Genomic DNA, 22,620 nt, shown 5'->3' on the forward strand with positions numbered 1-22,620 from the left:
CACCAGCTTCAAAGGGATATTCGATCATGTTCGCCGCAATTGGCATAGTCATTCTGCTCGTAATGGTGTTCGGCGGCTTCTTGCTGGCGGGCGGCTCGCTTGGCCCGATCATGGCGGCACTGCCGTTTGAAATGATCATCATCGGCGGTGCTGCGATCGGCGCGACGGTGATCGGCAACTCGATGCACGAGATCAAATTGCTCGGTGCGGGGGTGAAGGCGATTTTCAAAGGTCCGCGCTATTCCGACCAGGACCATATCGACGCCATTGCCCTGTCGAGCAAGCTGATGCGGATGCTCAAGACCGAAGGGCCGGTGGCGCTGGAAAGCCACGTCACCAATCCGCAGGAATCGACGATTTTCGCCGAATATCCCAATATCCTCGCCGACACCGCGCTGACTGGCCTGATCGCCGACACGCTGACGCTGATCGTGGTGTCCTCCGGCTCGCTCGACACCCATGCGGTGGAAGATGTGATGGACAATGCCATCAAGACGCAGCTGCACGAGATGAACGAACCTGCACACACGCTGCAATCGCTGGCCGATGCCTTGCCTGCGCTGGGGATCGTTGCTGCCGTGCTGGGTGTCATCAAAACCATGGGTTCGATCAACGAACCGCCCGAAGTGCTGGGCAAGATGATCGGCGGCGCTTTGGTGGGCACCTTTCTCGGCGTGCTGCTGGCCTACGGTCTTGCCGCGCCAATGGCGTCGCGGCTGAAGCAGGTGACCGCGCATGATGCGCAGATTTTCCATTCGGTGAAGCAGGTGATGATCGCCTCGCTGCACGGCTATCCGCAGGCGCTGGTGGTCGAGAGCGCGCGCTCCGGCCTGCCGCCGGCGCACCGCCCCAGCCTGACCGATCTGCTCGACGCGCTGCGGGGCAAGTAAATGGCGACGAACCCGGTTCCGATAGAAGCGCTGGAAACGCCCGCGCCGCCCGCACCGCTCGCCCCGATCATTGTCAAAAAGGTGATCGTCGAAGGCGGCGGGCACCATGGCGGCGCGTGGAAGGTCGCCTATGCCGATTTCGTGACCGCGATGATGGCGTTCTTCCTGCTGCTTTGGCTGCTGGGCGCGACGACCGAAGACCAGCGCAAGGGATTGGCCGACTATTTCACCCCCACGCTGGTGCAATACCGGCAGGAAAGCGCCGGATCGGACGGGATGCTGGGCGGCTCCTCGATTGTTGATCCCGACAATTATCCGCATGGAGCGACGCAAACGGGCACGCAGAGCATCACCATTCCGCGCGATGCCGAGGGCGGCGCGCAGGAAGGCGGCGCGCCCGAAGCCGAACGGCGGCGGCAAGACATCGCGCAGGCGATCCGCGAACGTATGGAAGCGGCTGACCGGATGCGGCGGCTGGTGCGGCAAGTGCGGGTGATCCGCACGCCCGAAGGCATCCGCATCGATCTGGTCGATGATGCCGAGTTTTCGATGTTTCACCTCTCCTCCACCGTACTGGTGCCCGAAGCGCGCGAGTTGCTGGGCATTGTGGCAGAAGCCGTGGGCGAACAGAGCGGCCAGCTGGTGGTGCGCGGCCATACCGACGCGCTGCCCTGGCGCGACGCGCGCAGCACCAACAACTGGACGCTCTCCACCGGCCGGGCCGAAGCGACACGGCAGGAAATGATCCTGCAAGGCCTCCCCGCTGCCCGCTTCGACCGCATCGAAGGCGTCGCCGACCGAGAGCTGCTGATCGCCGACGACCCGGTAGACCCGCGCAACCGCCGGATTTCGATCCTGCTACTGGATTGAGTCGACCGCGCCAGGCCAACGCCACGCTCCTCCGCATCATCGCAAACACCTGAAGACAGTCAGCGCGCAATCGCACGGGCTGGCTAGCATCTCCCCTCCCCGTGGGAAGGGGTTGGGGGTTCCACACCAGTTTGATGCCGTGCCCCCATCCCAGCCGTACGCGCTGCGCGCCGCCTGCGGCTCCTGCACGAGGAAGCTCTCTCCATCGACTGCTCTCGACCGCAGCTGTGGTCGATGCAGCCGTGGCAATATGTGTGGGCGGTGGGTGTGGCAGCAAAGTGCGAGCACGCAATCAACTGCGCCGGTAGGGCCAACGCCCGGAACCTTGCCCCTCACACACACCGCACACAAAAGCGGCCCGGAACCGAAGTTCCGGGCCGCCCGGTTTGCGACCGCGAGGGCACGCGGGTCGCCTTGGGGGACGTTGTCTTACCGCAGCAGCGACAGCACGTTCTGCTGGCTCTGGTTCGCCTGGGCGAGCATCGCGGTCGAAGCCTGGCTGAGGATCTGCGCCTTGGCGAGCGCGGTCGTTTCGGCCGTGTAGTCGGTGTCCATGATCCGCGAACGCGCGTCAGCAAGGTTCGTCGAGTTCGTGGTCAGGTTGTTGATTGCCGATTCCAGGCGGTTCTGGCCTGCACCCAGCGTTGCACGGGTGGCGCTGATATCATCGAGCGCATTGTCGACATTGGTGATCGTCGTCGCCGCCGCTGTGGTCGTCGTCACGTCGAGCGCGGTGGCCGACAGGTTCGCGCCGTCAATGCCGACGCTGGTGAGATCGACCGTATTGCTCGCATCGGTGGCGATCGTCACCGTCACATCGGTGCCCGCCGTGGTGCTGAACAGCGTCACACCGTTGAACTCGGTATTGGCGAGAATGTCGCTGATCTGCGCCTGCAGCTCGTCGACTTCGGCATCCATATAGGCACGGTCATTCGTGCTATAGGTGTCCGTTTTCGACTGCACGGCCAGCTCGCGCACGCGCTGCAGCATGTTGCTGACTTCGTCGAGCGCGCCTTCGGCGGTCTGCGCGAGGGCAATGCCGTCATTGGCGTTGCGGATGCCCTGGCGCATGGCGCGGACATCGGCGGTCATGGTGGTGGCAATGGCGAGGCCGGCGGCATCGTCCGATGCGCCGTTGATGCGCTTGCCGGTGGACAGACGCTCCATCGCCACCGACTGCATACGGTCGGCCATGGTGGAGGCGTTCGAGGCGCGCAGGGCGCTGATATTGGTGTTGATGACGGTCATGGTGTTTCCTGATCCTCTGTAAAGGGTGACAACAAGTCTTCGATCAGCCGCCGCCGGAACCAAGCGGTTACGGGCGGCTGCCACAATGAAGAGCGGCGTCTCCCCGCGATCTTTAAGTGCCCGAAAAAGCGTCCCGTTGGCGGGCCTAGGTAGTTCTCCTAGGCCTTAAGTTTTCCCTTTCTTGGCCGTGGCGGGGGGAAAAGCCCTGCAACAGGTTAAAGCGAGGGCAAAATGACGGGTCTTGTGATCAGTGACACGGCGAAGAAAAACCATCCGGGCCTTACCGCCTATGCCGCCCGCGTGGCCGGATCGCTTCCCGGCGCGGCGGATCTCCACATTGTCACCCCGCACGATGCGGTGCCGCCCGCGAAGGGCGCGCGGCGGCTGATCGAGTTGCATGAGTGCGAGCACGGCTCGATTTTGCCCATCGGCAAAGACAAGCTGCGCATCGCCACCTCGCCGCGCACCGAGCGCGCCGCGCACGCCGCGCTCATCGCTGCCTCGGTGCGGCCCGGCGATCCGGTGGCGGCCGACAGCGGCACCATCGCCATGCTGCATCTTGCCGACCGGGTGGCGCAAAGCGAAATCCCCGTGGTGATCGAAGGGCCGACCGGCACCGGCAAGGAAGTCATCGCCCGCTACATCCACAACCGCAGCAGCCGTGCCGAGGGGCCGTTCATCGCGCTCAATTGCGCTGCGGTTCCCGAATCCATGCTGGAAGCGATGCTGTTCGGCCACCGCAAGGGCGCGTTCACTGGCGCGTCCGAGGCGGCCGAGGGCTTTTTCCGCGCCGCCGACAAAGGAACGCTGCTGCTCGACGAGCTGGGCGAAATGCCGCTCGGCCTGCAAGCGAAGCTGCTGCGCGTGTTGCAGGAAGGCGAAGTCGTGCCATTGGGCGCGACCAAGCCGATCCCCGTCGATGTTCGCATCATCGCCTGCACCAATCGCGATCTGCGACGCGAGATCGAGGACGGCCGCTTCCGCGAAGATCTGTATTTCCGGCTCAATGTCTTTTCGCTGCAACTGGAAGCCCTGCGGGTGCGCACCGACGATATCGCCCCCATCGCTTTTGCCATGCTGCTGCGCCACGCACCCGATCCCGCGTGCATTCCCTGGCTCCACAGCAGCGCGCTCGCCAAGCTCGAACGGCACAGCTGGCCTGGCAATGTGCGCGAGATGGAGAACGTCATCCGCCGTGCGCTGGTGATGGCGGGGCCGGAGGAGCAGATCACCGCGCAGCACATATTGTTCGACAATGCCGTGCGCGCGATCCCCGACGAACAGACCCGCACAGAGGCGCTGGCAGCAGAAATCCGCCTCGGCCGGATCGGCAAGAGCCGCTTGACCGAAGTCGCCCGCCAGTCCGAAGCCAAGGCCATTCTACAGGCGCTGGCGGACAATGGCGGCAACCGCCAGTCGACCGCACGCACCTTGGGCATTTCCGAACGCACTTTGCGCTATCGCCTCGCTGAAATGCGCGATGCCGGATTGGCGATGGCCGGAGGCGCACGATGAACCCTGTTTCCGGCAATGGCGCTGGCGGATTGCAACAAGTGCTCTCGCTGCGCCAGCAAGTGCTCGAACAATCCGCCGCCTTGCGCGAATTGCGCGAGGCCGGCGCGCCCGCCTCGGGTGTCGCTGCACCGGCGCAGCCTGCGGGCAGCGGCTTTGCGGCAACGCTGGAAAACGCGCTCGATCAGGTGAATGCCTCGCAAGCGCGCTCTTCCGAACTGTCCGCTGCCTATGAACGCGGTGAAGTCACCGACATCGCGCAGGTGATGATGGCGCGGCAGGAATCGGGCGTGGCTTTCGAAGCGACGCTGCAAATGCGCAACAAGCTGCTTTCCGCCTATCAGGAAATCATGCGGATGGGAGTGTAACCGATGGCTGATGCAGTTCCCTCTGCTCCCCTCGCCAACCCGCCTGCGATTAGTGCACCCCTTGCCCCGCAATGGTCTGCCATGGGGCCGAGAGTGGGCGCATTGCTGGCGCAGCCCGGCATCCGCAAGGCCTTGCCAGCCATCGTCGCGGGCAGCGTGCTCGCCGCGGTCGGGCTGGGCTACCTCGCTTTTGCCGATGGGCCGCAGCGCGTGCTCTACACCAGCCTGAGCGACGGCGAGCGCGCCGAAGTGGTCGGGGCGCTGGAAACCGCCGCTATCTCCTACAGCATCGATCCCGCTACCGGCGCTGTGAGCGTCGCCGAAGACGATCTCTACCGCGCGCGGATGCTGGTCGCATCGGACACCGCATTGGCCGCGCCCGACAATTCGATCGAAATCCTCGATTCCATGCCGCTCGGCACCAGCCGGACACTGGAAGGCGAACGGCTGCGTACCGTGCGCGAGCGCGAGCTGGTGCGCACCATTGAAGAAATCAACGGCGTCGAAAGCGCCCGCGTCCACTTGGCCGCGCCCGAACGCTCGGTCTTCGTGCGGGAGAACAATCCGCCCAGCGCCTCGGTCATGCTGCGGCTGACGCGCGGGCGCTCGCTCTCGCCCGATCAGGTACAGGCGATTGTGAACCTTGTCTCCGGCTCCGTCCCCGGCCTCTCGCCTGCCGATGTGCGCGTGGTCGACCAGCAGGGGCAGTTATTGTCGGACACCAGCTCGGATGTCGGCGACGCGCTCGAATTGCAGCGCGAGCATGAGGAAAAGCTGCGCATCCAGATCGCCCAAGTGCTCACCCCACTGCTCGGCGAAGGCAATTTTTCGAGCGAGGTGCAGGTCGATGTCGATATGTCCGAAGTCACCCGCGCAGAGGAAAGCTATGACCGCGAGGGCGCGGTGCGCTCGATCAGCGAATCCGAAGCAACGCAGCGTGATGCGGCGGCTGCGGGCGGCGTTCCCGGCGCGCTGACCAATACCCCGCCACCGCCCACCGGGCTGGAAGAAGGCCCGCCCGATGGCGAGGCTGCGCCGGCAGGCGATGCGGGCGCAACCACCGGCCAGAGCAGTTCGCAGCGCATTTACGAGCTGGGGCGTGAAGTTGCCGTCACCAGCTCGCTTCCCGGCACCGTGCGGCGGCTGTCGGTCGGCATCGCGATCAGTTCCGAAGCCCTGGAAGCCATTGCACCGGCCACGGCAGACGATGTGCAGCAATTGGTCGCGGCCTCGGTCGGTGCCAATCTGGAGCGCGGCGATGTGGTGACGGTGATTACCGGCGGCTTTGAACCGGTGGAGGAGATGGCCGTGCCCTTTTACGAGACACCATGGTTCGCGATGGCCCTGCGTTATGGCGCGGGGGCGCTGGTGCTGCTGCTGGCGCTGCTCTTCATCGTGCGCCCGATTACCCGCTCGCTGCCCGCTCCGGCGCAGCGGACGGAGGACGCGCCCGGCGATGAAGACGAAAGCCTGACCGACGCCGAAACCGGCGAGCCGCTTGCCGGTGCCACTACGCTGCCATCTGCCACACTGGACGGCGCAAGCGAGGATGACGTGCAGGAGCAGGTGCGCCTCGCCCGCCAGTTCGCCGCCGAACAGCCTGAACGCGCGGTCACCGCTTTGCGCCGGATGCTCGCTGCACCGGGCGGAGAACGGGCATGATCGGCGCGAGCGACAGCGTGTCGCCTGCCGAGCAGGCGGCGATCATCCTGATGCTGATGAATGACGAGGAAGCGGCCAGCCTGCTGGGCCAGCTGGATCCCGGCGAATTGCAATTGATCGGCCAGACCATGCTCGCCCTGCCCGATGTTGAAAGCCGCGTGATCACCGATGCGATTGGCGGTTTCATCCGTGAAGCACAGGGCACCGCGCTCGACAATCGCGACCGGCGCGGAAGCTATCGCTACCGCATGGCCCGTGCGCTGGGCGAAGTGAAGGCGGATTCGATCATGCAGCGCATCTGCCCCGAACAGACTGCGCCCTCGCTCGAACTGGCGCAGTGGCTCGCCCCTCAAGTGCTCGCCTCGCTGGTGCAGGACGAACATCCGCAGGTGATCGCGGTGCTGCTGCTGGTGCTCGAAGCCGAGCAAGGCGCGGCGCTGCTCTCGCTTCTCCCGCCCGACATCCAGCCGCACGTGGTCGAGCGCATTGCGCGGCTGCGCAAGGTTTCGACGCAGGCCTTTGCCATGCTCGACGAAATTCTCACCGCCAAGATCAGCAAGCGCTTCGGCAGCGGTGCGCTCGACATGGGCGGCGCGCGCGATGCCGCCGACCTTATCAACCGCGCCGCTGGGCCGCTGGCCAAATCGGTGATCCCCGATATCGGCAAGCGCGATACGGCGCTGGCGAAGGCGATCGAGGCCGAACTGTTCACCTTCGAGATGATCCTGGCGCTCAGCCCGATGGATATGGGCCGCCTGCTGCGCGAGGTCGAGAACGAAGTGCTTGTCGATGCGCTGAAAGGTCTGGAGGAAGACGAACGCACGCCGTTCTTCGCCGCCATGTCGAGCCGCGCCGCCGACGGGGTGAAAGACGAGATCGAGCTGCGCGGCAAGCTCAAGCGCGAGGATGTGCAGGCAGCGCAGAAGAGCATGGTCAATATGCTGCGGCAATTGGTCGATGCGGGTGAAGTGAGCGTGGGTTCGGACGATGCCGAGTTCGTTTGAAGCCCTGTTCCCTGCCTTCGCGGACGAGCCCGCGCCCTCTGCCCCGTCGCCATCCGGCTTCGCCGCCGCAGCGTGGCAACAGCTTGCGGGCGAAACGCCAGCAGGCTTTGCGCCGCTCGACCGGTTTACTGCCGCCGGTGCCGATGCGGCGCAGCACGCCACTGCGGAAAGCGCCCTCGACGCCGCTTTGAACCGAGCGCGCGCGGAAGGCGAGGCTGCGGGCCGGGCTGCGGCGCTCGCCGAAATGGCAGCACAGCAAGCCGGGCGCGAAACGCTGGCCCTCGCTGCGCTGCGCTTGCAGGACGATGCGCGTCAGGCCTTCTCCGCCCGCCTCAACGAAGCGGTTGCCGCGCTGTGCGAAACCGCCTTCGGCCCGCTGGGCAAGGATGCGAAGCGGATGGCAAAGCGCTGCGAAACCGTCGCCGCGATGATTGATGACGGCTACCGCGATGCGCGTTTCCGCCTGCATCCCGACGATCTGGCGCTGCTCGAAATTGGCGATATCGACCCCGTGCAATGCCGCGCGGATGCGGGCCTCGAACGCGGCACGATCATTTGCGAAACGGCGGATGGCGAATTGCATGACGGGCCGGAAGAATGGCGCGCGCGCCTGCGCGAGGCATTGGGCCTATGCTGAGCCATCTTACGAACGAACTCGCCGCGCTATCGGAAAGCCGCACAGGCTTTGCCGATATCGCCGCGCCGGTGCGGCTCGGGCGGATCGTCAGTTGTGACGGCCTGCTGGTAGAGGCCACGGGGCTGGACGCTCCCATCGGCACGATCTGCCGCGCGGTGGGCAAAACCGGTGCGGAAACACCGGCCGCCGAAGTCATCGGCTTTCGTAGTAGCCACAGCCTGATGATGATGCTGGGCGATACGGTGCAATTGCAGCCCGGCACGCTGGTGCGGCCCGAAGGCCATCCCGGCATGGTGGCGGTGGGCGAAGCCTTTCTGGGCCGCGCGATAGACGGCGCAGGACACCCGATTGACGGCGGCGGCGCGATCCGCGGCGGCACCTTCCGCCCGCTCGGCGGGAAGCGCGAGGCCGCGCTCGAACGCGGTTCGGTCGCCGAGCCTTTCGACACCGGCATTCGTGCGGTCAATGCCTGCCTCACCATGGGGCTGGGCCAGCGTATCGGCATTGTCGCGGGCTCGGGCGTGGGCAAATCCAAGCTCATCGATATGCTGGTGCAGGGTAGCGATGCCGATATTCTGGTGATCGGCCTGATCGGGGAGCGGGGACGCGAAGTCTCCGATTTCGTCGCGCGGCATTTGCACGATCCCGAGCGGCGCCAGCGCACCGCGATTGTCGCCGTGCCCGCCGATCATGCTGCCAATCTCCGCCTGCGCGGTGCGCAGCACGCGGTTGCGCTTGCCGAGTATTTCCGCGCGCAGGGCAAGCGCGTGCTGCTGGTGATCGACAGCCTGACCCGCGTCGCCCATGCCGCGCGCGAGATCGCCTTTGCGCTTGGCGAAAGCGCCGCTTTGCGTGGCTATCCGGCATCGGCCATGGGTGTCATTACCAAGCTGATCGAGCGGGCGGGTATCTCGTCGAGCAGCGGCGGCGCGATCACCGGCATTTATACCGTGCTGGCCGATGGTGACGATCACAACAATCCAGTGGTCGATACCGCGCGCGCCATTCTGGACGGGCATATCGTGCTCTCGCGCGAGATTGCCCAGCGCGGACAGTTTCCCGCGATCGACATTCCCGCCTCGCTCTCGCGCGTGATGGACGATATCGCCGCGCCCGTTCACCGCGCGTTCGCCCGCCAATTGCGCGCTCTGATTGCCGCGCATGATGCCAATCGCGATTTGCTGATGATGGGAGCCTACAGCCCCGGCAGCGATGCGCAGCTTGACCGGGCGATTGCCATGCAGGACGCGATCCGCGCTTTCCTGGCGCAGGATCTGCACGAAACGGTGAACCTGGCAGACAGCTGCGACGCGCTTGCCGCGCTGATGGCCGATGCAACCGTCGCAGCATAGGCTCCGCCTGCTCGCCCGGCTGGCGCGGCTGCGCGAGGTGGAAGCGCACAAGGCTGCGCGGCATCTGGCGCAGACCGAGCTGACCCGCCAGCAATTGCAGGCCTTGCGCCAGCGCAGCGGAGATATCGCCGCGCTCTACGAGCAGCGCCGCGATGCACAAACGGGGGCCGATCTGCGAACGCAGAAGGCCTTTATCAGCGGGCTCAATCGCATCGCCGAGGAAACCGCAGGCCAGCACGCCAGCCTGCTGCCGTTCCACCTGCAAGCGCAGCAGGCGCTTGGCGAAGCGCGCGCCAAGCATGAGCGCGTCGCCCACCGGCTCGTCCAGCAGCAAGTGCAGATTTCCGATGCGCAATTTGCTGCCGACGTGGCTCCCGCAGCGCGTTTGGCACGGAAATTGAAAAGCTGAGGTCATGGTTAATTCGGATCGGAAGTAGACTGTGACGCCAGCACCCATTGCAACGCCGACGGCGGCCAAAGGCCTGTCACCTGCCGCCGCCCCCGGCATTGCCTCTGCAGAGGATGCGGAGACGGGGAAACTGCCGGAAAATGGCGGATTTGCGCCACTTCTCGCGCTCCAGCCTCCGGTTGCCTTGCCAGTTATCGAAGCGATGAGCACACCCGGCACAGCGCCGGTAGCACCCGCAGGTGCGAACGCCCCCGCGCTGCTCCCGGAACCTGCGCTCAACGCAACCGGCAAGCCTTTGCCGCTCGGCGGCAAGGAATTGCCGCTTCCCGTTTTGCCGGGAAGCGGCAAAACCGTGGAGAGCGCGCCCACCGGTGACGCCGAACCGGCCAAGCCCGCGCCCGCGCAATCGGGCGAGGCGCCGCCGAAGTCGCTGCCCGCTACCACGCCGTTGCCGGTGATCGTCGCGCTCGCGGCAGGCAACAAGGCCCAGCCCGCTGCGAAAACCGCAACCGAAGCGCCCGCTGCGCTTCCCTCGGTCGAAACCGAAGCGGAATTGGCTCCCGAAAAGCGCGCCGCTATGCCGCTACCGGCTGCCCCGTCTGCGCGCCGAGACGCGGCGGAGCCACAGCCCGCACCTGCCGCGCTTGCCAGGCAGGACGCGCAAACCGACGCCGCCAAGCCCGCCCCTGCCTCACCTGCGCAGCCCGCGCCTGCGCTCGCCAGCGCGGCACCGCCTCCCGCAACCGAAGCGCCGCTGGCGATGCCCGCCAGCCGGCCTACGCGGGCACAGGCTCAGGCTCAGGCACCGCACGATTTCGAAACGCTGGTGCAATCGCTCTCCGCCGCGCGCGAGGCCGCGCAGCCCGGACGCGCCGAGATGCAGCTGCTCCACCGCGAATTCGGCCATGTGCAAATGCAGTTCGAGCTCGCCGGTCGCCAGCTCAAGGTTGCGCTGATGAATGGCGATGGCGATTTTGCCAGCGCAGTGCATTCGGCCCTGGGCGAACGCGCTATCGAACGCAGCGTCACCGCCGCCGATGCCAGCACGCAAACGCGCAGCGATACGCGGTCCGAAAGCCAGCAGCAGCACAACGCGAGCAACGCCTCCGCGAACGGCCAGTCCGGCCCTTCCCCGCAACGCCAGTCCACTGGCGAGAACGGCGCACAGCGGAGCAGCGTGGCTGACAACGCGCCTTCCAACACCGGCGATGCAGGCGAGGACGCGCCCGCATCGCGCCCCGCCTCAACCGCAAACGCAAACGCACACCACAACGGGCTTTACGCCTGACCCTGCGCTTTCAGGAGCTGAAACGTGAGCAAGAAGAAGAAAGAAGACACCGATGACGCGCCGAAGAAGGGCGGCAAGCTGAAACTCGTCATCCTCATGATCTTCGTCCTCGCGCTGGGCGCGGGCGGTGCCTATGGCGCGTTTGCCATGGGGCTGATCCACACCGGCGGCGAAAGCGAGCCGGATGTGCCGCGCCTGGTTCCCAAGGATGAAGAAGACCCCTTCGCGCCCGAAGGCGAAGGGAGCGAAACCGGCCCTGTCACTTATGGCGAAGGCGGCAATGAATACCGCGCCAGCTATTTCGTGTTCGAGGAAGGTTTCACTTCCAATCTGAAGGATTCGCCCGGCCTGGTGCAGGTGACTCTGGCGGCGTCCACCTATCATGACGGGCGGGTGATCCAGTGGCTCGAACTGCACGAACTGGCGATCCGCTCGGCCATTCTGGTAGAGCTGGCCAATACGGTGGAAGACGATGTCTACTCCGTCGAAGGCAAGGAACGCTTGCAGACCCGCCTCACCGCCGCCGTCAACCGCGTGCTGGAAGAGCATGAGGGTTTTGGCGGCGTCGAGACCATCCACTTCCAGACTTTCCTCGTCCAGTGAAGCACGACGCCTTCCTTGTCGCGGAGCGCCCGCTCGCGTGCCACTCGGGCGCGCTGACCGGCGGTGCAACGCCCGATGCGCCCGATCCGGCGGCGGAGCTGGCGGAGGCGGCAGCGCGGCTGCGGCTGGCGATCGCGGGCGAGATTGCGGCCTTGCTGGGCAGCAGCGATCATCAGGTGACGCTATCCGCCGTCCAGACGATCTCGGCAGCCAGCCTGCACAAGAAGGTGGGCAAGGGACACACCCATTGCCTGATCGGCGAAACCGGGCGGGGCCAATTCGTCGCTTCGATGCCTATGATCCATGCTCTCGCGCTGACCGACCAGGCTTTTGGCGGCACAGGCGAGATCGACGGGCCGGCTCCCGACACCCTGCCCGCCGCAGCCGCATTGACGCTAACACGGCTCGCCGATGCTCTGGGCCGCGCCTTCGCGGCGGTCTTTGCCTGCCAGCCGCAGGCGTTTACCCGGCGCGAGGATGTGCTGCGCAAGCTGGTTCCGGCGGGCGACGCGCAGCCGCTGCAAACGCTTTGTCTGACAGTCAGCGTTCCCGAAGGAGCAGGCTGGGAATTGCTGCTGGCCTTGCGCGAAAGCGAGGCCGAAAGCCTGCTGCGCTTCGGCAAGGGCGGCGGGAGCAAGGCGGTTGTCGCGGGCGACCGGCGGCATCCGGGCGCTGCGCCCTTTGCCGAAATCCCGCTCGAACTGCACGTGCCGCTGGCGGAGATTTCCATGCCCGTCTCGCGCATCTCTACCTTGCAGCCGGGCGACCTCATTCCGCTCCCGCGCCGTTCGCGCGCCACGCTCAAACTGGCGCATCGCAGCCTTGCCGAAGGCGAGATCGGCAGCGCCGATGGCGCACTGGCTTTGCGGCTGACCCAAATCAACTGGAACCGAAGGACTACCGACAATGGCTGACAATCTGCACGCGCTCGATCTCATCAAGGATGTCGATGTGAAAGTGACGGTCGAACTGGGCCGCACCACGATGCAATTGCGCGATCTGCTGGCGCTGGTGGAAGATTCCATCGTCCCGCTCGACCGGCAGGTGGACGAGTTGCTCGACGTCATGGTCAACGGCAAGCGCATCGCCAAGGGCGAAGTGGTGACCGAAGGCGGGCGTTTCGCGCTGCGCATCGTCGCGCTCGAAGGCGAGCAGAAGCTGGCGAAGGCAGGCTGATGGTCTGGTATATTCTCAAGCTGTTGCTGCTGCTGCCGCTGCTGGCGGGCCTGATCTGGGGCAGCCTGTGGCTGGCGCGCAAAGTGCAGACGGGGGCGATGCCGCAAGGCAAGGAGCGCGCGGCAAGGCTGGTCGAGACCACAATGATCGGGCCGGGAATGCGGCTTGCCGTAATCGAGTTTCGCGGGCGCGAAATTCTGGTGGGCGCGAGCCGCCACGGGCTTGTGCGCCTTGCTGAGGCTGAAGCGCCTCAAGCGCGCGAAATCCTTCCGCAGGAGGGCCAGCCATGACCCGCACGCTCACTGGCCTCGTAATCGCACTTATGCTGCTGTGCCTGCCGATGGCGGCGATGGCGGCGGGCGTGCAACCCGCCCTCCCCAATCTGCCAGCGCCGGAAATGCCCGCCAGCGGCATAGGCGGGGCTTTGGAGCGCGCATTGGGCGGCGCGAATGGAGAGGAAGCACCGCTCAGCTTCTCGCTGCAAATCCTGCTCTTGATGAGCCTGCTCACTATCCTGCCCGCTCTGGTGCTGATGATGACGAGCTTCACCCGCATCATCATTGTGCTGGCGATTTTGCGGCAGGCCCTGGGCCTCCAGCAATCGCCGCCCAACCAGGTGCTGATCGGGCTGTCGCTGTTCCTTTCGCTCTTTATCATGGCCCCGACGCTGGAGCAGGTGAACACGCAGGCGATCGAACCCTATGCCGCCGGCACGATGGAAGCCGATGTGGCGATCGAGGTGGCGGGCGAGGAATTCCATGCCTTCATGATCCGCCAGACGCGCACCACCGATCTGGCGATGTTCGCCGATATGGCGGGGCACGCGGCATTCGAAGACCCGTCCGACGTGCCCTTCTCAGTGCTGCTCCCCGCCTTTGTGACGAGCGAGCTCAAAACCGCCTTCCAGATCGGTTTCATGCTGTTTCTGCCCTTTCTGGTGATCGATCTGGTGGTGGCGAGCGTGCTCATGTCGCTGGGCATGATGATGCTGTCTCCCACCATCATTTCGCTCCCGTTCAAGCTGCTGCTCTTCGTCCTGATCGACGGCTGGGCGCTGCTGATGGGCTCGCTCGCCATGAGTTTCGCGTGAGGAGGCCAGCCTGATGGACGATAGTGCTTCCCTCCTGAGCCTTGCCGACCGGATGCTGTGGACGACCGCTCTGGTCGCTGCGCCGCCGCTGCTTGCAGCGCTCGCCATCGGTCTGGTGGTGGGCGTGGTGCAGGCGGCGACTTCGGTGAACGAGCAGACACTCACCTTCGTGCCCAAACTCGCCGTGGTGGCGGTGGTGCTCGTGCTGATGGGATCGAGCATGATGACCATCACCGGCGATTTTGCGGAGGAAATCTTCGCGCAGATCGCGGCCATATCGCGGCTGTGAGCTTTCCCGATCTCGGCATCGGCGTGATGGGAGAGCAGCTCTGGGCGCTGCTTTTCGTGATGGTGCGCATCGGTGCGGCGCTGCTCGCCGCGCCGCTGTTCGGCATCCGCGCGGTGCCGGTGCAGGCGCGCATCGTGCTGGCGGCGGCTTTGGGCGTCTATATGCTCAACTGGATGCCTGTACGCCTTCCCGATGATATGCTGGCGCTGCCCACGCTGGTGGCGCTGATAGGCGAAGTGGTGATCGGGCTGACTTTGGGCTTCGTGCTGCAACTCGCCTTCGCTGCGCCATCGCTGGCGGGCGAGCAGATTGCCGGCGGCATGGGCATGGCCATCGCCACTGCGGTTGATCCTGCAAGCGGCAGCCAGTCGGGCGCCATCGGGCAGTTTCTCGGCATCATGCTGACGCTGGTCTTTCTCGCGATTGGCGGACATCTGATATGGTTGCGGCTGGTGGTGGAAAGCTACACGCTGTTCCCGCCGGGTGCCGATTGGGATGTGGGCGAGCGCGGCTGGCTGGTGGCGAGCTTTGCCAGCCAGATCCTCGCCACCGCCGCGATTATCGCGCTGCCGGTCACTTTGGTGCTGCTATTGGTGCAGGTGGTGACCGGCGTCATCAGCCGCTCCGCCCCCGCGCTCAATCTCTTCGCGCTCGGCCTGCCTGCGGGCGTGCTCGCGGGGATCATCGCACTCTTGCTCGCAACGCCCTTGCTCACCGAGCAATTCGTGGCGCTCGCCGAACTGGCGCTCGATATGGTGGCAGAGGCAGTGCGGCCATGAGCGAGCAACCCGCGGGCGAGAAGTCATTTGCGCCAACCGAGAAGCGCAAGCAGGACGCGGCCAAAAAGGGCAACGTCCTGCGTTCGCGCGAAGTGGCAACCGCCGTGGCGGTGCTGGCAGGCGCGGTGTGGCTGAAACTGGCGGGTATGTGGCTGCTCACTGCGATGCAGGAAGCGGGCATCCGCAGCCTGCGCTTTGACCGCACCACATTGGAGGATTTCCAGCCATCGGCCATGCTGACGGGGCTTGTAGGCGATCTGGTGCCGGTGGTGCTGACGCTCGGCCTGCTCACCGTCAGCGTGACCATAGTTGCGCAATTGCTGCTTGGGGACGGGCGCTGGGTGATCGGCAATCTCGCGCCCAAGGGCTCGCGCATCAATCCGCTGGCGGGGCTGAAACGCATTCTCGGGCCGCAAGGCCTGATTGAGCTGGGAAAGAGCCTCGCCAAGCTGGGGCTGCTTGGCGGGATTGCGTACTATTGGGGCAGCGCCAATTTGATGACGATCCTCTCGCTGGGGCGCGGCGAACTGACGGGACAGCTTTCCGCCGCATGGGACGCGATTGTCACATTGCTGTTCCTGCTGTCGGCGGGTCTTGTGGCGATCGCGGTGATCGACTGGCCGATCCAGTATGTGCTGCGCATCTCCAAGCTCAAAATGACCAATCAGGAATTGCGCGACGAACAGAAGCAGGCGGAAGGCGCGCCCGAAAAGAAGGCGGCGATCCGCCAGCGGCAGCGTGATATGGCGCGCGGCGGCGTGGCCAAGGCGGTGAGCGAAGCGCAGTTCATCCTGACTAATCCGACCCATTTTGCCGTTGCTATGCAATACGATCCCGCGCAGGCCGATGCGCCCTTTGTGCTCGCCAAAGGACGCGGCGAGAAGGCGCTGGCGATGCGCGAGCTGGCGGCGGAAAACCACGTGCCGGTGCTGGAATATCCAACGCTGGCGAGGGCGGTCTATTTCACCTCCCGCGAACACCAGGTGATCCGTGCCGAGCTGTATGTGGCGGTGGCCGCAGTGCTGTCCTTCGTCCTGTCGCTGAAACGCGGCGAGCGGCCCTCGCGCCCGCGCATAACCGTGCCGATAGAGCTGCATTTCGATGCCGAGGGGAAGCCTTTCCGGCCTTAAACCGCGCGAGCCCGCGCCGTTCTATGCGGCATGGAAACAAGCACCACATCCTCGATCGTCAGCCGCCTTGGTGGCGGCAGCGGCATCGACATGACGCAGCTGGCGCGCGATCTGGCAGAGACCCGCTTTCTCGCCCAGATCGGCCAGCTGGAAAGCCGCAGCGAAGCCTTGCAGGCGCGGATTTCGGCAGCGTCGACTTTGCGTAGCCAGATCACCCAGCTTGCGAGCGCGCTGGGAGACCGCATCCGCAATGGCGACCTCGCCCCCAGCGCATCGCTCGCCAATCCGGCGGTCGCGCGGGTGCAGGTGGCGAGCAGCAGCAGCGCGAGCGGTTCCTATGCGCTCGAAGTGCAGCAACTCGCCTCGGCGCAAATGCTGGCAGGCAATGCCTATTCCGGTTCGGGCACACTGGTGGGCGAAGGGACGCTGACAATCCGCTTCGGCAGCATTACTGGCGGTAGCTTCACCGAAGACACGGGCCGCACGCCCGCCGCGATCACGGTGGAAGCGACCGACACGCTGGCCGATGTCGCGGGGAAGATCAACGCCTCCACCAGCGGCCTGACCGCCTATGTCGCGCAGACCGCAGCGGGCGCGCAGCTGGTGGTGAAAGGCGAGACGGGCGAGGCCAACGGTTTCGTCATCGAAGCGGGCGGTGCCTCGGCCTCGGGCGGAACGCCTGCCCAGGGCAATATCGATTTCCTCGCCTGGAGCCCTGCCGGCGATGGCGGTCAATTGCGCGCCGCCGCGCAGGACGCTGAGTTCCTGTTCGATACCATCGCGATGAGCAGCGCCAGCAACAGCGTCACCGGCCTGCCCGAAGGGCTGAGCTTGACGCTGACGCAGACCAATGTGGGCGCGCCCACCCGCATCAGCTTTGACGATAAGAGCAGCGCGATCACCGCGATGATGGGCGATTTCACCGCCGCGCTTAACGATCTGACCGGCGCTCTGGCGGAACTGGCATCCCCGCTCGGCGGTGAGCTGGGCAATGATCCGGGTGCGCGCGCGCTGAAGCGCGAGCTGGCAGCGCTCTCGACCGAAATCGTCATGCCCAATGCTGCACCGGGCGAGCCCGCTACGCTCGCCGATCTCGGCCTTGCCCGCACGCGCGAAGGCAATTTCCGGCTCGATGCCGACCGCCTGCGCGATACGCTGGCGAACAATCCGGCGGCGGCGGGTGCGATGTTCACCACCGGCCTGTTCGGCGTATTTGCGACCATCGACAATCTGGCGCGCGAAGTCAGCCGCAGCACCGATCCCGGCTCGCTCGGCGGCTCCATCACACGCTACACCGCGCAAGCGGGCACGATTGACGAGCGGCTGGAAAAGATAGCCGAGCAGCAGGAAGCCCTACGCGAGCGGCTGGTCAAGCAATTCGCCGCGACCGACCGCAACGTCACCGCCTCGCAATCAACCCTGAGCTTCCTGCAGAACCAGATCGCGGCGTGGAACGGCCGCAACGGCAATTGATATGCTCGCCGCGCGGGATCCCTTTTCGGCCTATCGCGCCGTCGCCTTCGAAGCTCAGGTCGCAGGCTCTCGGCCCGGCGAGCTGGTGCTGCTCTGCATCGAGGACGTTTCTGCGGCGATTTCGCGCGCGGTCTGGGCGCAGGCGCGTGATCAGGCGGCGGTGCGCCGCTCCAGCCTGCAACGTGCCGCCAACGGGCTTGCCGCGCTGCAATTGGGCGTCGACCGCGACAGCCCGCTGGCAGACGGCTTGCTGACGCTCTATTCTGCGATGGCGCGCTGCGTCACCGCATCGTTGTCGCAGTTCGATACCGGGAGCCTTGCCCGTGTGGTGCAGGATCTTCACGATCTGGCGGAGCAGTTTCGCGCCAACCTCGCGTAAGCTTTGATTGATTGCCCGCAATCCGGTGGGTAATCCGCCCCGGCCCCTATCGCCAAGGGGCGGGTTTGCCGCACATTGCTGCCACCTTTGCAGGAGGCACGATCATGGCCGAGTCGCGGTCTGGCAATCCGGTTTACAGCACCGGATATTTTATCTTCCTTGCGTGCATCACGCTGGCCTTCGGCGTCATTGCCTGGCCGTTCGCCTCGCCATTGCTGTGGGCGGCGCTGGCGGCGATTATGTTCCAGCCATTGTATCAATGGTTCCTTGCACGGCTTGGTGGGGAGAACCGTGCGGCAATCGCAACCTTGCTGGTCATTACTTTTGCAGTGATTATCCCCGCGCTGTTTATCGGCGGAGTGGTGGTGGAGCAGGCGACTGCGGTGGTCATTGCATTCCAAGAGGGGCGTATCGATCTGATCGCTTGGTTCGATACGGTGTTCGCCGCTCTGCCTGATGCCGTACGGGAAAGACTGAGCGATTCGGGTTTTGGCTCGGCCGCCATGGTGCAGCAACGGGCGCAGGATCTGGCACTGGAAAGCTCCGGCATGATCGCCAGCCAGGCGGTGTCCATCACCGGGAGCGCGCTGGGCTTCTTCCTGTCCTTTGGCCTAGGCCTTTATGTCGCCTATTTCCTGCTGCGTGACGGCAAGACCATCGGGCGGCAAGTGATTGAGCATCTTCCACTGGCCCCGGCGATTGCCGAGCAGCTGGCCAACCGCTTCCTCGCGATTGTCCGCGCGACGATCAAAGGCTCGATTGTGGTCGGGCTGGTGCAGGGGTTGCTCGGCGGCATTACCTACTGGATTGCGGGCGTGCCGAGCGTCGTCTTGCTCGGGCTGCTGACCGCGCTGTTCTCGCTGCTGCCCGCGGTTGGCCCCGCCATCGTCTGGGGGCCGGTGGCGGCCTATCTGCTGGCAATGGGCTATGTCTGGCAGGGCATTGTGGTGCTGGTGTCGGGTGTCGCAGTGATCGGCATGGCGGACAATGTGCTGCGGCCAATCCTTGTGGGACGCGATACTGGCATTCCGGACTGGATCATCCTGATTTCCACTCTCGGTGGCATCGCCGCGATGGGGCTTGCGGGGATCGTCGTGGGCCCGATGGCTGCAGGGCTTTTCCTTGCCGGCTGGTCGATCCTGAAGGCGAACCGCGCGGACGGTACTACAACAGCCGCGCCTTAGGCTTTTGCTCATCGGCATAAGAAAACCCCCGCCTCCCGGTGCAGGGGAGGCGGGGGTCTCGCTGGCGCACCGCTCAAGTATGGTGCGCCAGCTGGGAGAGGATCACTCTAGAACGTGCCGCGCACGATGAAGGTGAAGCGACGGTCGTTGCGGAAGTAGTTCCGCGGTGCCTGGAGCCCTGCCGCATTGATCGTCTGCGTCGTTTCGGTGACGTCGTCGAGGATGTTCACCCCTTGCACGCCCACACTGAAATTGTCGTTCACTTCGAAGAAGATCGAAGCGTCGACCTGCCCCGTTGCCGGTTGGTAGATCGAGGCGAACGGGAAGATCACGTCGCGCGGCGTCAACTGGAACTCGCTGCGCCAATTGTAGGCGAGGCGGGCCTGAACGGGGCCATATTCATACAGGCCGATCAGGTTGACATTGTGCTCCGAAATGCGCGGGAAGACCCCTGCATCGATGTCGAACCGCGCGGTGGGCGGGTTGGTGCTCGGGATGCTCGGATCGAGCTCGTTCGCCACGCCATTGGCATCGATATAGGTATAGCTCGCCTGGAGCCCGAGGCCGCCGAGGATACCCGGCAGGAAGTCGTAGAATTGCTGATAGGCAATTTCGAAGCCGCGGACATCCGCATTCTCGTCCGAATTGACTTCGGTGTTGCGCAGCAGCGGGTTGAGCAGCGGATTGCTGATGAATGCTGCGGGCACATCACCTGCCGGCAGCTCCACGGCAACCGGTGCGAAGGCGATGAAGTTGTCGATCGACTTGTAGAAGGCGGCAATCGTGATCGAACCGGCATTGTCGAAATACCACTCATACGAAAGGTCGTAATTCCACGAAAGCTGCGGGAGCAGATTGGAATTGCCCGTCGCGTTACCGGCAAAGCCGGTGAAGCTGGGCACAGTCTGCCCGCCGCCCGTATCAATCGAACCTGCCGGGAGCGTGCCGAGAACAACGCGCTCGTTGAGCTGGTCGACACCAGGGCGGGTCAGCGTGCGCGAGAATGCGCCGCGAACGACATGGCCGCCGGGAATGTCGAACTTGAAGTTGAAGCTCGGCAGGAAGTAGTCATAGCTCGTCACCGCATTCTGGTTCACGAAGAACCCGTTGCCGATGGCCGATTGCAGGCCAGCCAGATCAAGCGAACAGAAGGCAGGCGTCTGGAAGCCCGGCGTGGTCGGAGCCGTTGCCGGATCGCACAACGCCAGCTGCGATGGGCTGATATACTGCGCGAACGGATTGACCGTCAGCGAGCTGTCGACCGAGCGTTCGGTGTGGACATAGCGCACACCGATATTGCCCGTCAGATCGATAGCGCCCAGCGCGGCACCGTAATCGGCGCGGATATAGGCGGCCCAGTTGTCGCGGCTGATCTCACCGATTTCACTCGGCAGGAACGGGGTTCCGGGGATCACGCCGGCACGACGGGTGAGCGGTCGCCAGCCTGACGGGCTGTTGTTGTTGGCGCCGTAAAGCACGTCGATGATGTTATTGAACGTATCCTGGAAGCCCTGGAAGTCGTTCACCGACGGGCCGACATAGGTCGGGATCGCCACCTGGTCGATGCCATTGGGGATGCCGCGCTGATAGTTCAGATAGGGCACACCCGTGAAGATCGGATCGACCAGAGCGTTAAGCGCGGAATTGGGATTGCCTCCCAGCAGCAGGATGGAGCCGGTATCGCCCGGCGAGTTTTGAATGTTCTGGCCTGTCCAGACTTCGGAAATATTGCCCCAGTTGAAGGTCGACTGGCGCAGCGTTGAATCCTGCTGACTGTAGCGCGCACCCGCGCGGATCGAGCGCAAGAAGCCGTCTTCGGAGAAATCGTATTCCACATCCGCGCGGAAGGCGAGCGAGTCGGCTTCGTTCTGGGTGATGTGGTCCATCGCGGCGCGCAGGTAATAGCTGCTCGGATCGCCGTAATAGCCAGCGGCTTCGCCCGCCGGGACAAGGAAAGAAACCTCGGCATCTTCGCCATTGCTGGTATCGATGAAAACCGGGGCGAAGAACGCGGCGAAAACCGAAAGGTCGGTCACGTCGGCTGTCGACTCGATATATTGCGCATCAAAGTTGAAACGCAGCCGGTCGGTCGGGCTCCACTTCAGGTTGAAGCCGTAATCCGTGGTGACATCTTCTTCGAGACGTTCACGCGTCGGACGCGCCTGCAACCCGCCTTCGCTGGCGAGCAGTGCTGCCGTCGCATTGGGGCCGCGCCATTGCGAATTGTCGGTAATCGTGCCTGATTCGAAAACACCATCTTCGTCAAAGCTGAAGTCCGACGCATTGAACCCGCTGCGCGCGCCTGTGCTGTCGATGGTGGTTTCGATCACCCGCTCGCCCCATTGCAGGGTCGAATCCGAGCGCAGGAATTGTGCCGTGGCCACCCAGTTACGGTCGGCGCTTTCCCACTGCAGCGCGCCTGCGATGGTCAGGCGTTCGCGGTCGAAATCCTGTGTACGGATGCTGGCACCGCCGGGAACGAAATTGCCGTTGCCGTCGGGCAGATAATCGCCCACGCCGGTGCCGTCGCCGCGGGTCTGCAAGCGCGAATAGGCGACATTGCCAAGGATACCCACACGGCCACCGGCAAAATCGAATTCGTTCGAATAGAGCGCGGACACAGTCGGCGACCATGCGTCCGCCAGATCGCCATAATTCATTTCGGCGGAGAAGGAGAAAACCTGGCCGACCGAGTCGAATGGCAGTCGCGTGCGCAAATCAATCGTACCAGCAGCGCCACCTTCGATCAGATCGGCGGTGGAGTTCTTGAACACGACCACGCTGCCGAGCAGTTCGGGCGAAACATCTTCAAAGCCGAGGGTGCCACTTGAGTTCGCGCCGAATACGTCGCGGCCATTCAGTTCCGAACGAACGAAAGGCAGGCCGCGAATAACCACGCCGCTGCCTTCGACCGCGAAGTGATCGGGATCGTTGGGGCCGGCGAAGCGCAGAACCGAGACACCGGGAACGCGCTGCAGCACTTCGGACACCGAACGGTCGGGCAGTGCGCCGATATCCTGCGCTGTCACCACATCAACCAGCGTATCCGCGTCACGCTTGATTTCCTGCGCGGAGTTCAGCGAGGCGCGGATGCCTTCGACGATGATCACGTTTTCGGGATCGGTGACATCGTCGGGGTCGGCGCCCGTCTCCTGCGCCAAGGCAGGGGTTGCGACCAATCCGATAGCGATAGTGGAAGCGCCCAGCATGAGGGCGCGCGATGCATTGCGGCATACGCCGGTAGTACGTTTCATAGACCTCCCCAATTCATCCCTTC

23 protein-coding genes are annotated in these 22,620 nt (G+C 64.7%); 21 read left to right on the top strand and 2 right to left on the bottom strand.

Annotated features, from left to right (window positions below):
- The first annotated feature begins 26 nt into the window (after nucleotides 1–26).
- A complete protein-coding gene (gene motA, locus ACS0VV_RS12875; protein ID WP_483533090.1) occupies nucleotides 27–890 on the top strand; it encodes a flagellar motor stator protein MotA in 864 nt (287 codons plus the stop codon).
- Nucleotides 891–1,760 carry a flagellar motor protein MotB gene (locus tag ACS0VV_RS12880; RefSeq protein ID WP_483533091.1) on the top strand — a complete coding sequence of 290 codons (870 nt, stop codon included), beginning with the start codon at nucleotides 891–893 and terminating at the stop codon, nucleotides 1,758–1,760.
- Nucleotides 1,761–2,189: 429 nt separating this feature from the next.
- On the opposite strand, the gene ACS0VV_RS12885 is transcribed toward ACS0VV_RS12880, so the two are convergent.
- Nucleotides 2,190–3,008 carry a flagellin N-terminal helical domain-containing protein gene (locus ACS0VV_RS12885; RefSeq protein ID WP_483533092.1) on the bottom strand — a complete coding sequence of 273 codons (819 nt, stop codon included), beginning with the start codon at nucleotides 3,006–3,008 and terminating at the stop codon, nucleotides 2,190–2,192.
- Nucleotides 3,009–3,239: 231 nt separating this feature from the next.
- On the opposite strand from ACS0VV_RS12885, the gene ACS0VV_RS12890 reads away from it, so the two are divergent.
- The 19 genes from ACS0VV_RS12890 (at nucleotide 3,240) to ACS0VV_RS12980 (ending at nucleotide 19,343) form a co-directional block, all read left to right on the top strand.
- Nucleotides 3,240–4,523, top strand: a complete 1,284-nt coding sequence (locus ACS0VV_RS12890) for a sigma-54 interaction domain-containing protein (protein WP_483533093.1) — start codon at nucleotides 3,240–3,242, stop codon at nucleotides 4,521–4,523.
- Nucleotides 4,520–4,888: a flagellar hook-basal body complex protein FliE gene (fliE, locus tag ACS0VV_RS12895; protein WP_483533094.1), complete on the top strand. Its 369-nt coding sequence runs from the start codon at nucleotides 4,520–4,522 to the stop codon at nucleotides 4,886–4,888. Before ACS0VV_RS12890 ends, fliE begins: the two co-directional genes overlap by 4 nt.
- 3 nt (nucleotides 4,889–4,891) lie before the next feature.
- The gene (gene fliF / locus ACS0VV_RS12900; RefSeq protein ID WP_483533095.1) at nucleotides 4,892–6,550 is read left to right on the top strand and encodes a flagellar basal-body MS-ring/collar protein FliF; all 1,659 of its coding nucleotides are present in this window, start codon (nucleotides 4,892–4,894) and stop codon (nucleotides 6,548–6,550) included.
- Complete coding sequence (locus ACS0VV_RS12905) at nucleotides 6,547–7,554, top strand: flagellar motor switch protein FliG (protein WP_483533096.1); 1,008 nt, start codon at nucleotides 6,547–6,549, stop codon at nucleotides 7,552–7,554. The genes fliF and ACS0VV_RS12905 overlap by 4 nt, the downstream gene beginning before the upstream one ends.
- Nucleotides 7,538–8,191, top strand: a complete 654-nt coding sequence (locus ACS0VV_RS12910) for a FliH/SctL family protein (protein WP_483533097.1) — start codon at nucleotides 7,538–7,540, stop codon at nucleotides 8,189–8,191. Before ACS0VV_RS12905 ends, ACS0VV_RS12910 begins: the two co-directional genes overlap by 17 nt.
- Entirely contained in the window at nucleotides 8,185–9,543 is a 1,359-nt protein-coding gene (locus ACS0VV_RS12915) for a FliI/YscN family ATPase (protein WP_483533098.1), read from the top strand. The genes ACS0VV_RS12910 and ACS0VV_RS12915 overlap by 7 nt, the downstream gene beginning before the upstream one ends.
- Nucleotides 9,524–9,952 (top strand): hypothetical protein, encoded by a 429-nt coding sequence (locus ACS0VV_RS12920; RefSeq protein WP_483533099.1) that lies wholly within the window; start codon nucleotides 9,524–9,526, stop codon nucleotides 9,950–9,952. Before ACS0VV_RS12915 ends, ACS0VV_RS12920 begins: the two co-directional genes overlap by 20 nt.
- A 31-nt stretch (nucleotides 9,953–9,983) precedes the next feature.
- Nucleotides 9,984–11,240 (top strand): hypothetical protein, encoded by a 1,257-nt coding sequence (locus ACS0VV_RS12925; RefSeq protein WP_483533100.1) that lies wholly within the window; start codon nucleotides 9,984–9,986, stop codon nucleotides 11,238–11,240.
- A gap of 24 nt (nucleotides 11,241–11,264) precedes the next feature.
- Nucleotides 11,265–11,843, top strand: a complete 579-nt coding sequence (locus ACS0VV_RS12930; RefSeq protein ID WP_483533101.1) for a flagellar basal body-associated FliL family protein — start codon at nucleotides 11,265–11,267, stop codon at nucleotides 11,841–11,843.
- Complete coding sequence (locus tag ACS0VV_RS12935; protein WP_483533102.1) at nucleotides 11,840–12,757, top strand: FliM/FliN family flagellar motor C-terminal domain-containing protein; 918 nt, start codon at nucleotides 11,840–11,842, stop codon at nucleotides 12,755–12,757. Before ACS0VV_RS12930 ends, ACS0VV_RS12935 begins: the two co-directional genes overlap by 4 nt.
- On the top strand, nucleotides 12,750–13,019 hold the full coding sequence (fliN, locus tag ACS0VV_RS12940; protein ID WP_483533103.1) for a flagellar motor switch protein FliN: 270 nt from the start codon (nucleotides 12,750–12,752) through the stop codon (nucleotides 13,017–13,019). The genes ACS0VV_RS12935 and fliN overlap by 8 nt, the downstream gene beginning before the upstream one ends.
- Nucleotides 13,019–13,309, top strand: a complete 291-nt coding sequence (locus ACS0VV_RS12945; RefSeq protein ID WP_483533104.1) for a flagellar biosynthetic protein FliO — start codon at nucleotides 13,019–13,021, stop codon at nucleotides 13,307–13,309. Before fliN ends, ACS0VV_RS12945 begins: the two co-directional genes overlap by 1 nt.
- On the top strand, nucleotides 13,306–14,109 hold the full coding sequence (fliP, locus tag ACS0VV_RS12950) for a flagellar type III secretion system pore protein FliP (protein ID WP_483533105.1): 804 nt from the start codon (nucleotides 13,306–13,308) through the stop codon (nucleotides 14,107–14,109). Before ACS0VV_RS12945 ends, fliP begins: the two co-directional genes overlap by 4 nt.
- A 13-nt stretch (nucleotides 14,110–14,122) precedes the next feature.
- Complete coding sequence (locus ACS0VV_RS12955; protein ID WP_483533106.1) at nucleotides 14,123–14,398, top strand: flagellar biosynthetic protein FliQ; 276 nt, start codon at nucleotides 14,123–14,125, stop codon at nucleotides 14,396–14,398.
- Nucleotides 14,395–15,177 carry a flagellar biosynthetic protein FliR gene (fliR, locus tag ACS0VV_RS12960; RefSeq protein WP_483533107.1) on the top strand — a complete coding sequence of 261 codons (783 nt, stop codon included), beginning with the start codon at nucleotides 14,395–14,397 and terminating at the stop codon, nucleotides 15,175–15,177. The genes ACS0VV_RS12955 and fliR overlap by 4 nt, the downstream gene beginning before the upstream one ends.
- Nucleotides 15,174–16,307, top strand: a complete 1,134-nt coding sequence (locus ACS0VV_RS12965) for an EscU/YscU/HrcU family type III secretion system export apparatus switch protein (RefSeq protein ID WP_483533108.1) — start codon at nucleotides 15,174–15,176, stop codon at nucleotides 16,305–16,307. Before fliR ends, ACS0VV_RS12965 begins: the two co-directional genes overlap by 4 nt.
- Before the next feature lie 30 nt (nucleotides 16,308–16,337).
- Nucleotides 16,338–17,780, top strand: coding sequence for a flagellar filament capping protein FliD (gene fliD, locus ACS0VV_RS12970; RefSeq protein WP_483533109.1), 1,443 nt, complete (start codon nucleotides 16,338–16,340; stop codon nucleotides 17,778–17,780).
- A 1-nt stretch (nucleotide 17,781) separates the two neighbouring features.
- The gene (locus ACS0VV_RS12975; RefSeq protein ID WP_483533110.1) at nucleotides 17,782–18,159 is read left to right on the top strand and encodes a flagellar protein FliS; all 378 of its coding nucleotides are present in this window, start codon (nucleotides 17,782–17,784) and stop codon (nucleotides 18,157–18,159) included.
- A 104-nt stretch (nucleotides 18,160–18,263) separates the two neighbouring features.
- Complete coding sequence (locus tag ACS0VV_RS12980; RefSeq protein ID WP_483533111.1) at nucleotides 18,264–19,343, top strand: AI-2E family transporter; 1,080 nt, start codon at nucleotides 18,264–18,266, stop codon at nucleotides 19,341–19,343.
- A 107-nt stretch (nucleotides 19,344–19,450) separates the two neighbouring features.
- Here ACS0VV_RS12980 and ACS0VV_RS12985 read toward each other — a convergent pair whose 3' ends face one another.
- Nucleotides 19,451–22,597: a TonB-dependent receptor gene (locus tag ACS0VV_RS12985; protein ID WP_483533112.1), complete on the bottom strand. Its 3,147-nt coding sequence runs from the start codon at nucleotides 22,595–22,597 to the stop codon at nucleotides 19,451–19,453.
- Between the last annotated feature and the right edge of the window lie 23 nt (nucleotides 22,598–22,620).

Source organism: Aurantiacibacter sp. KMU-128 (genome assembly GCF_056933515.1).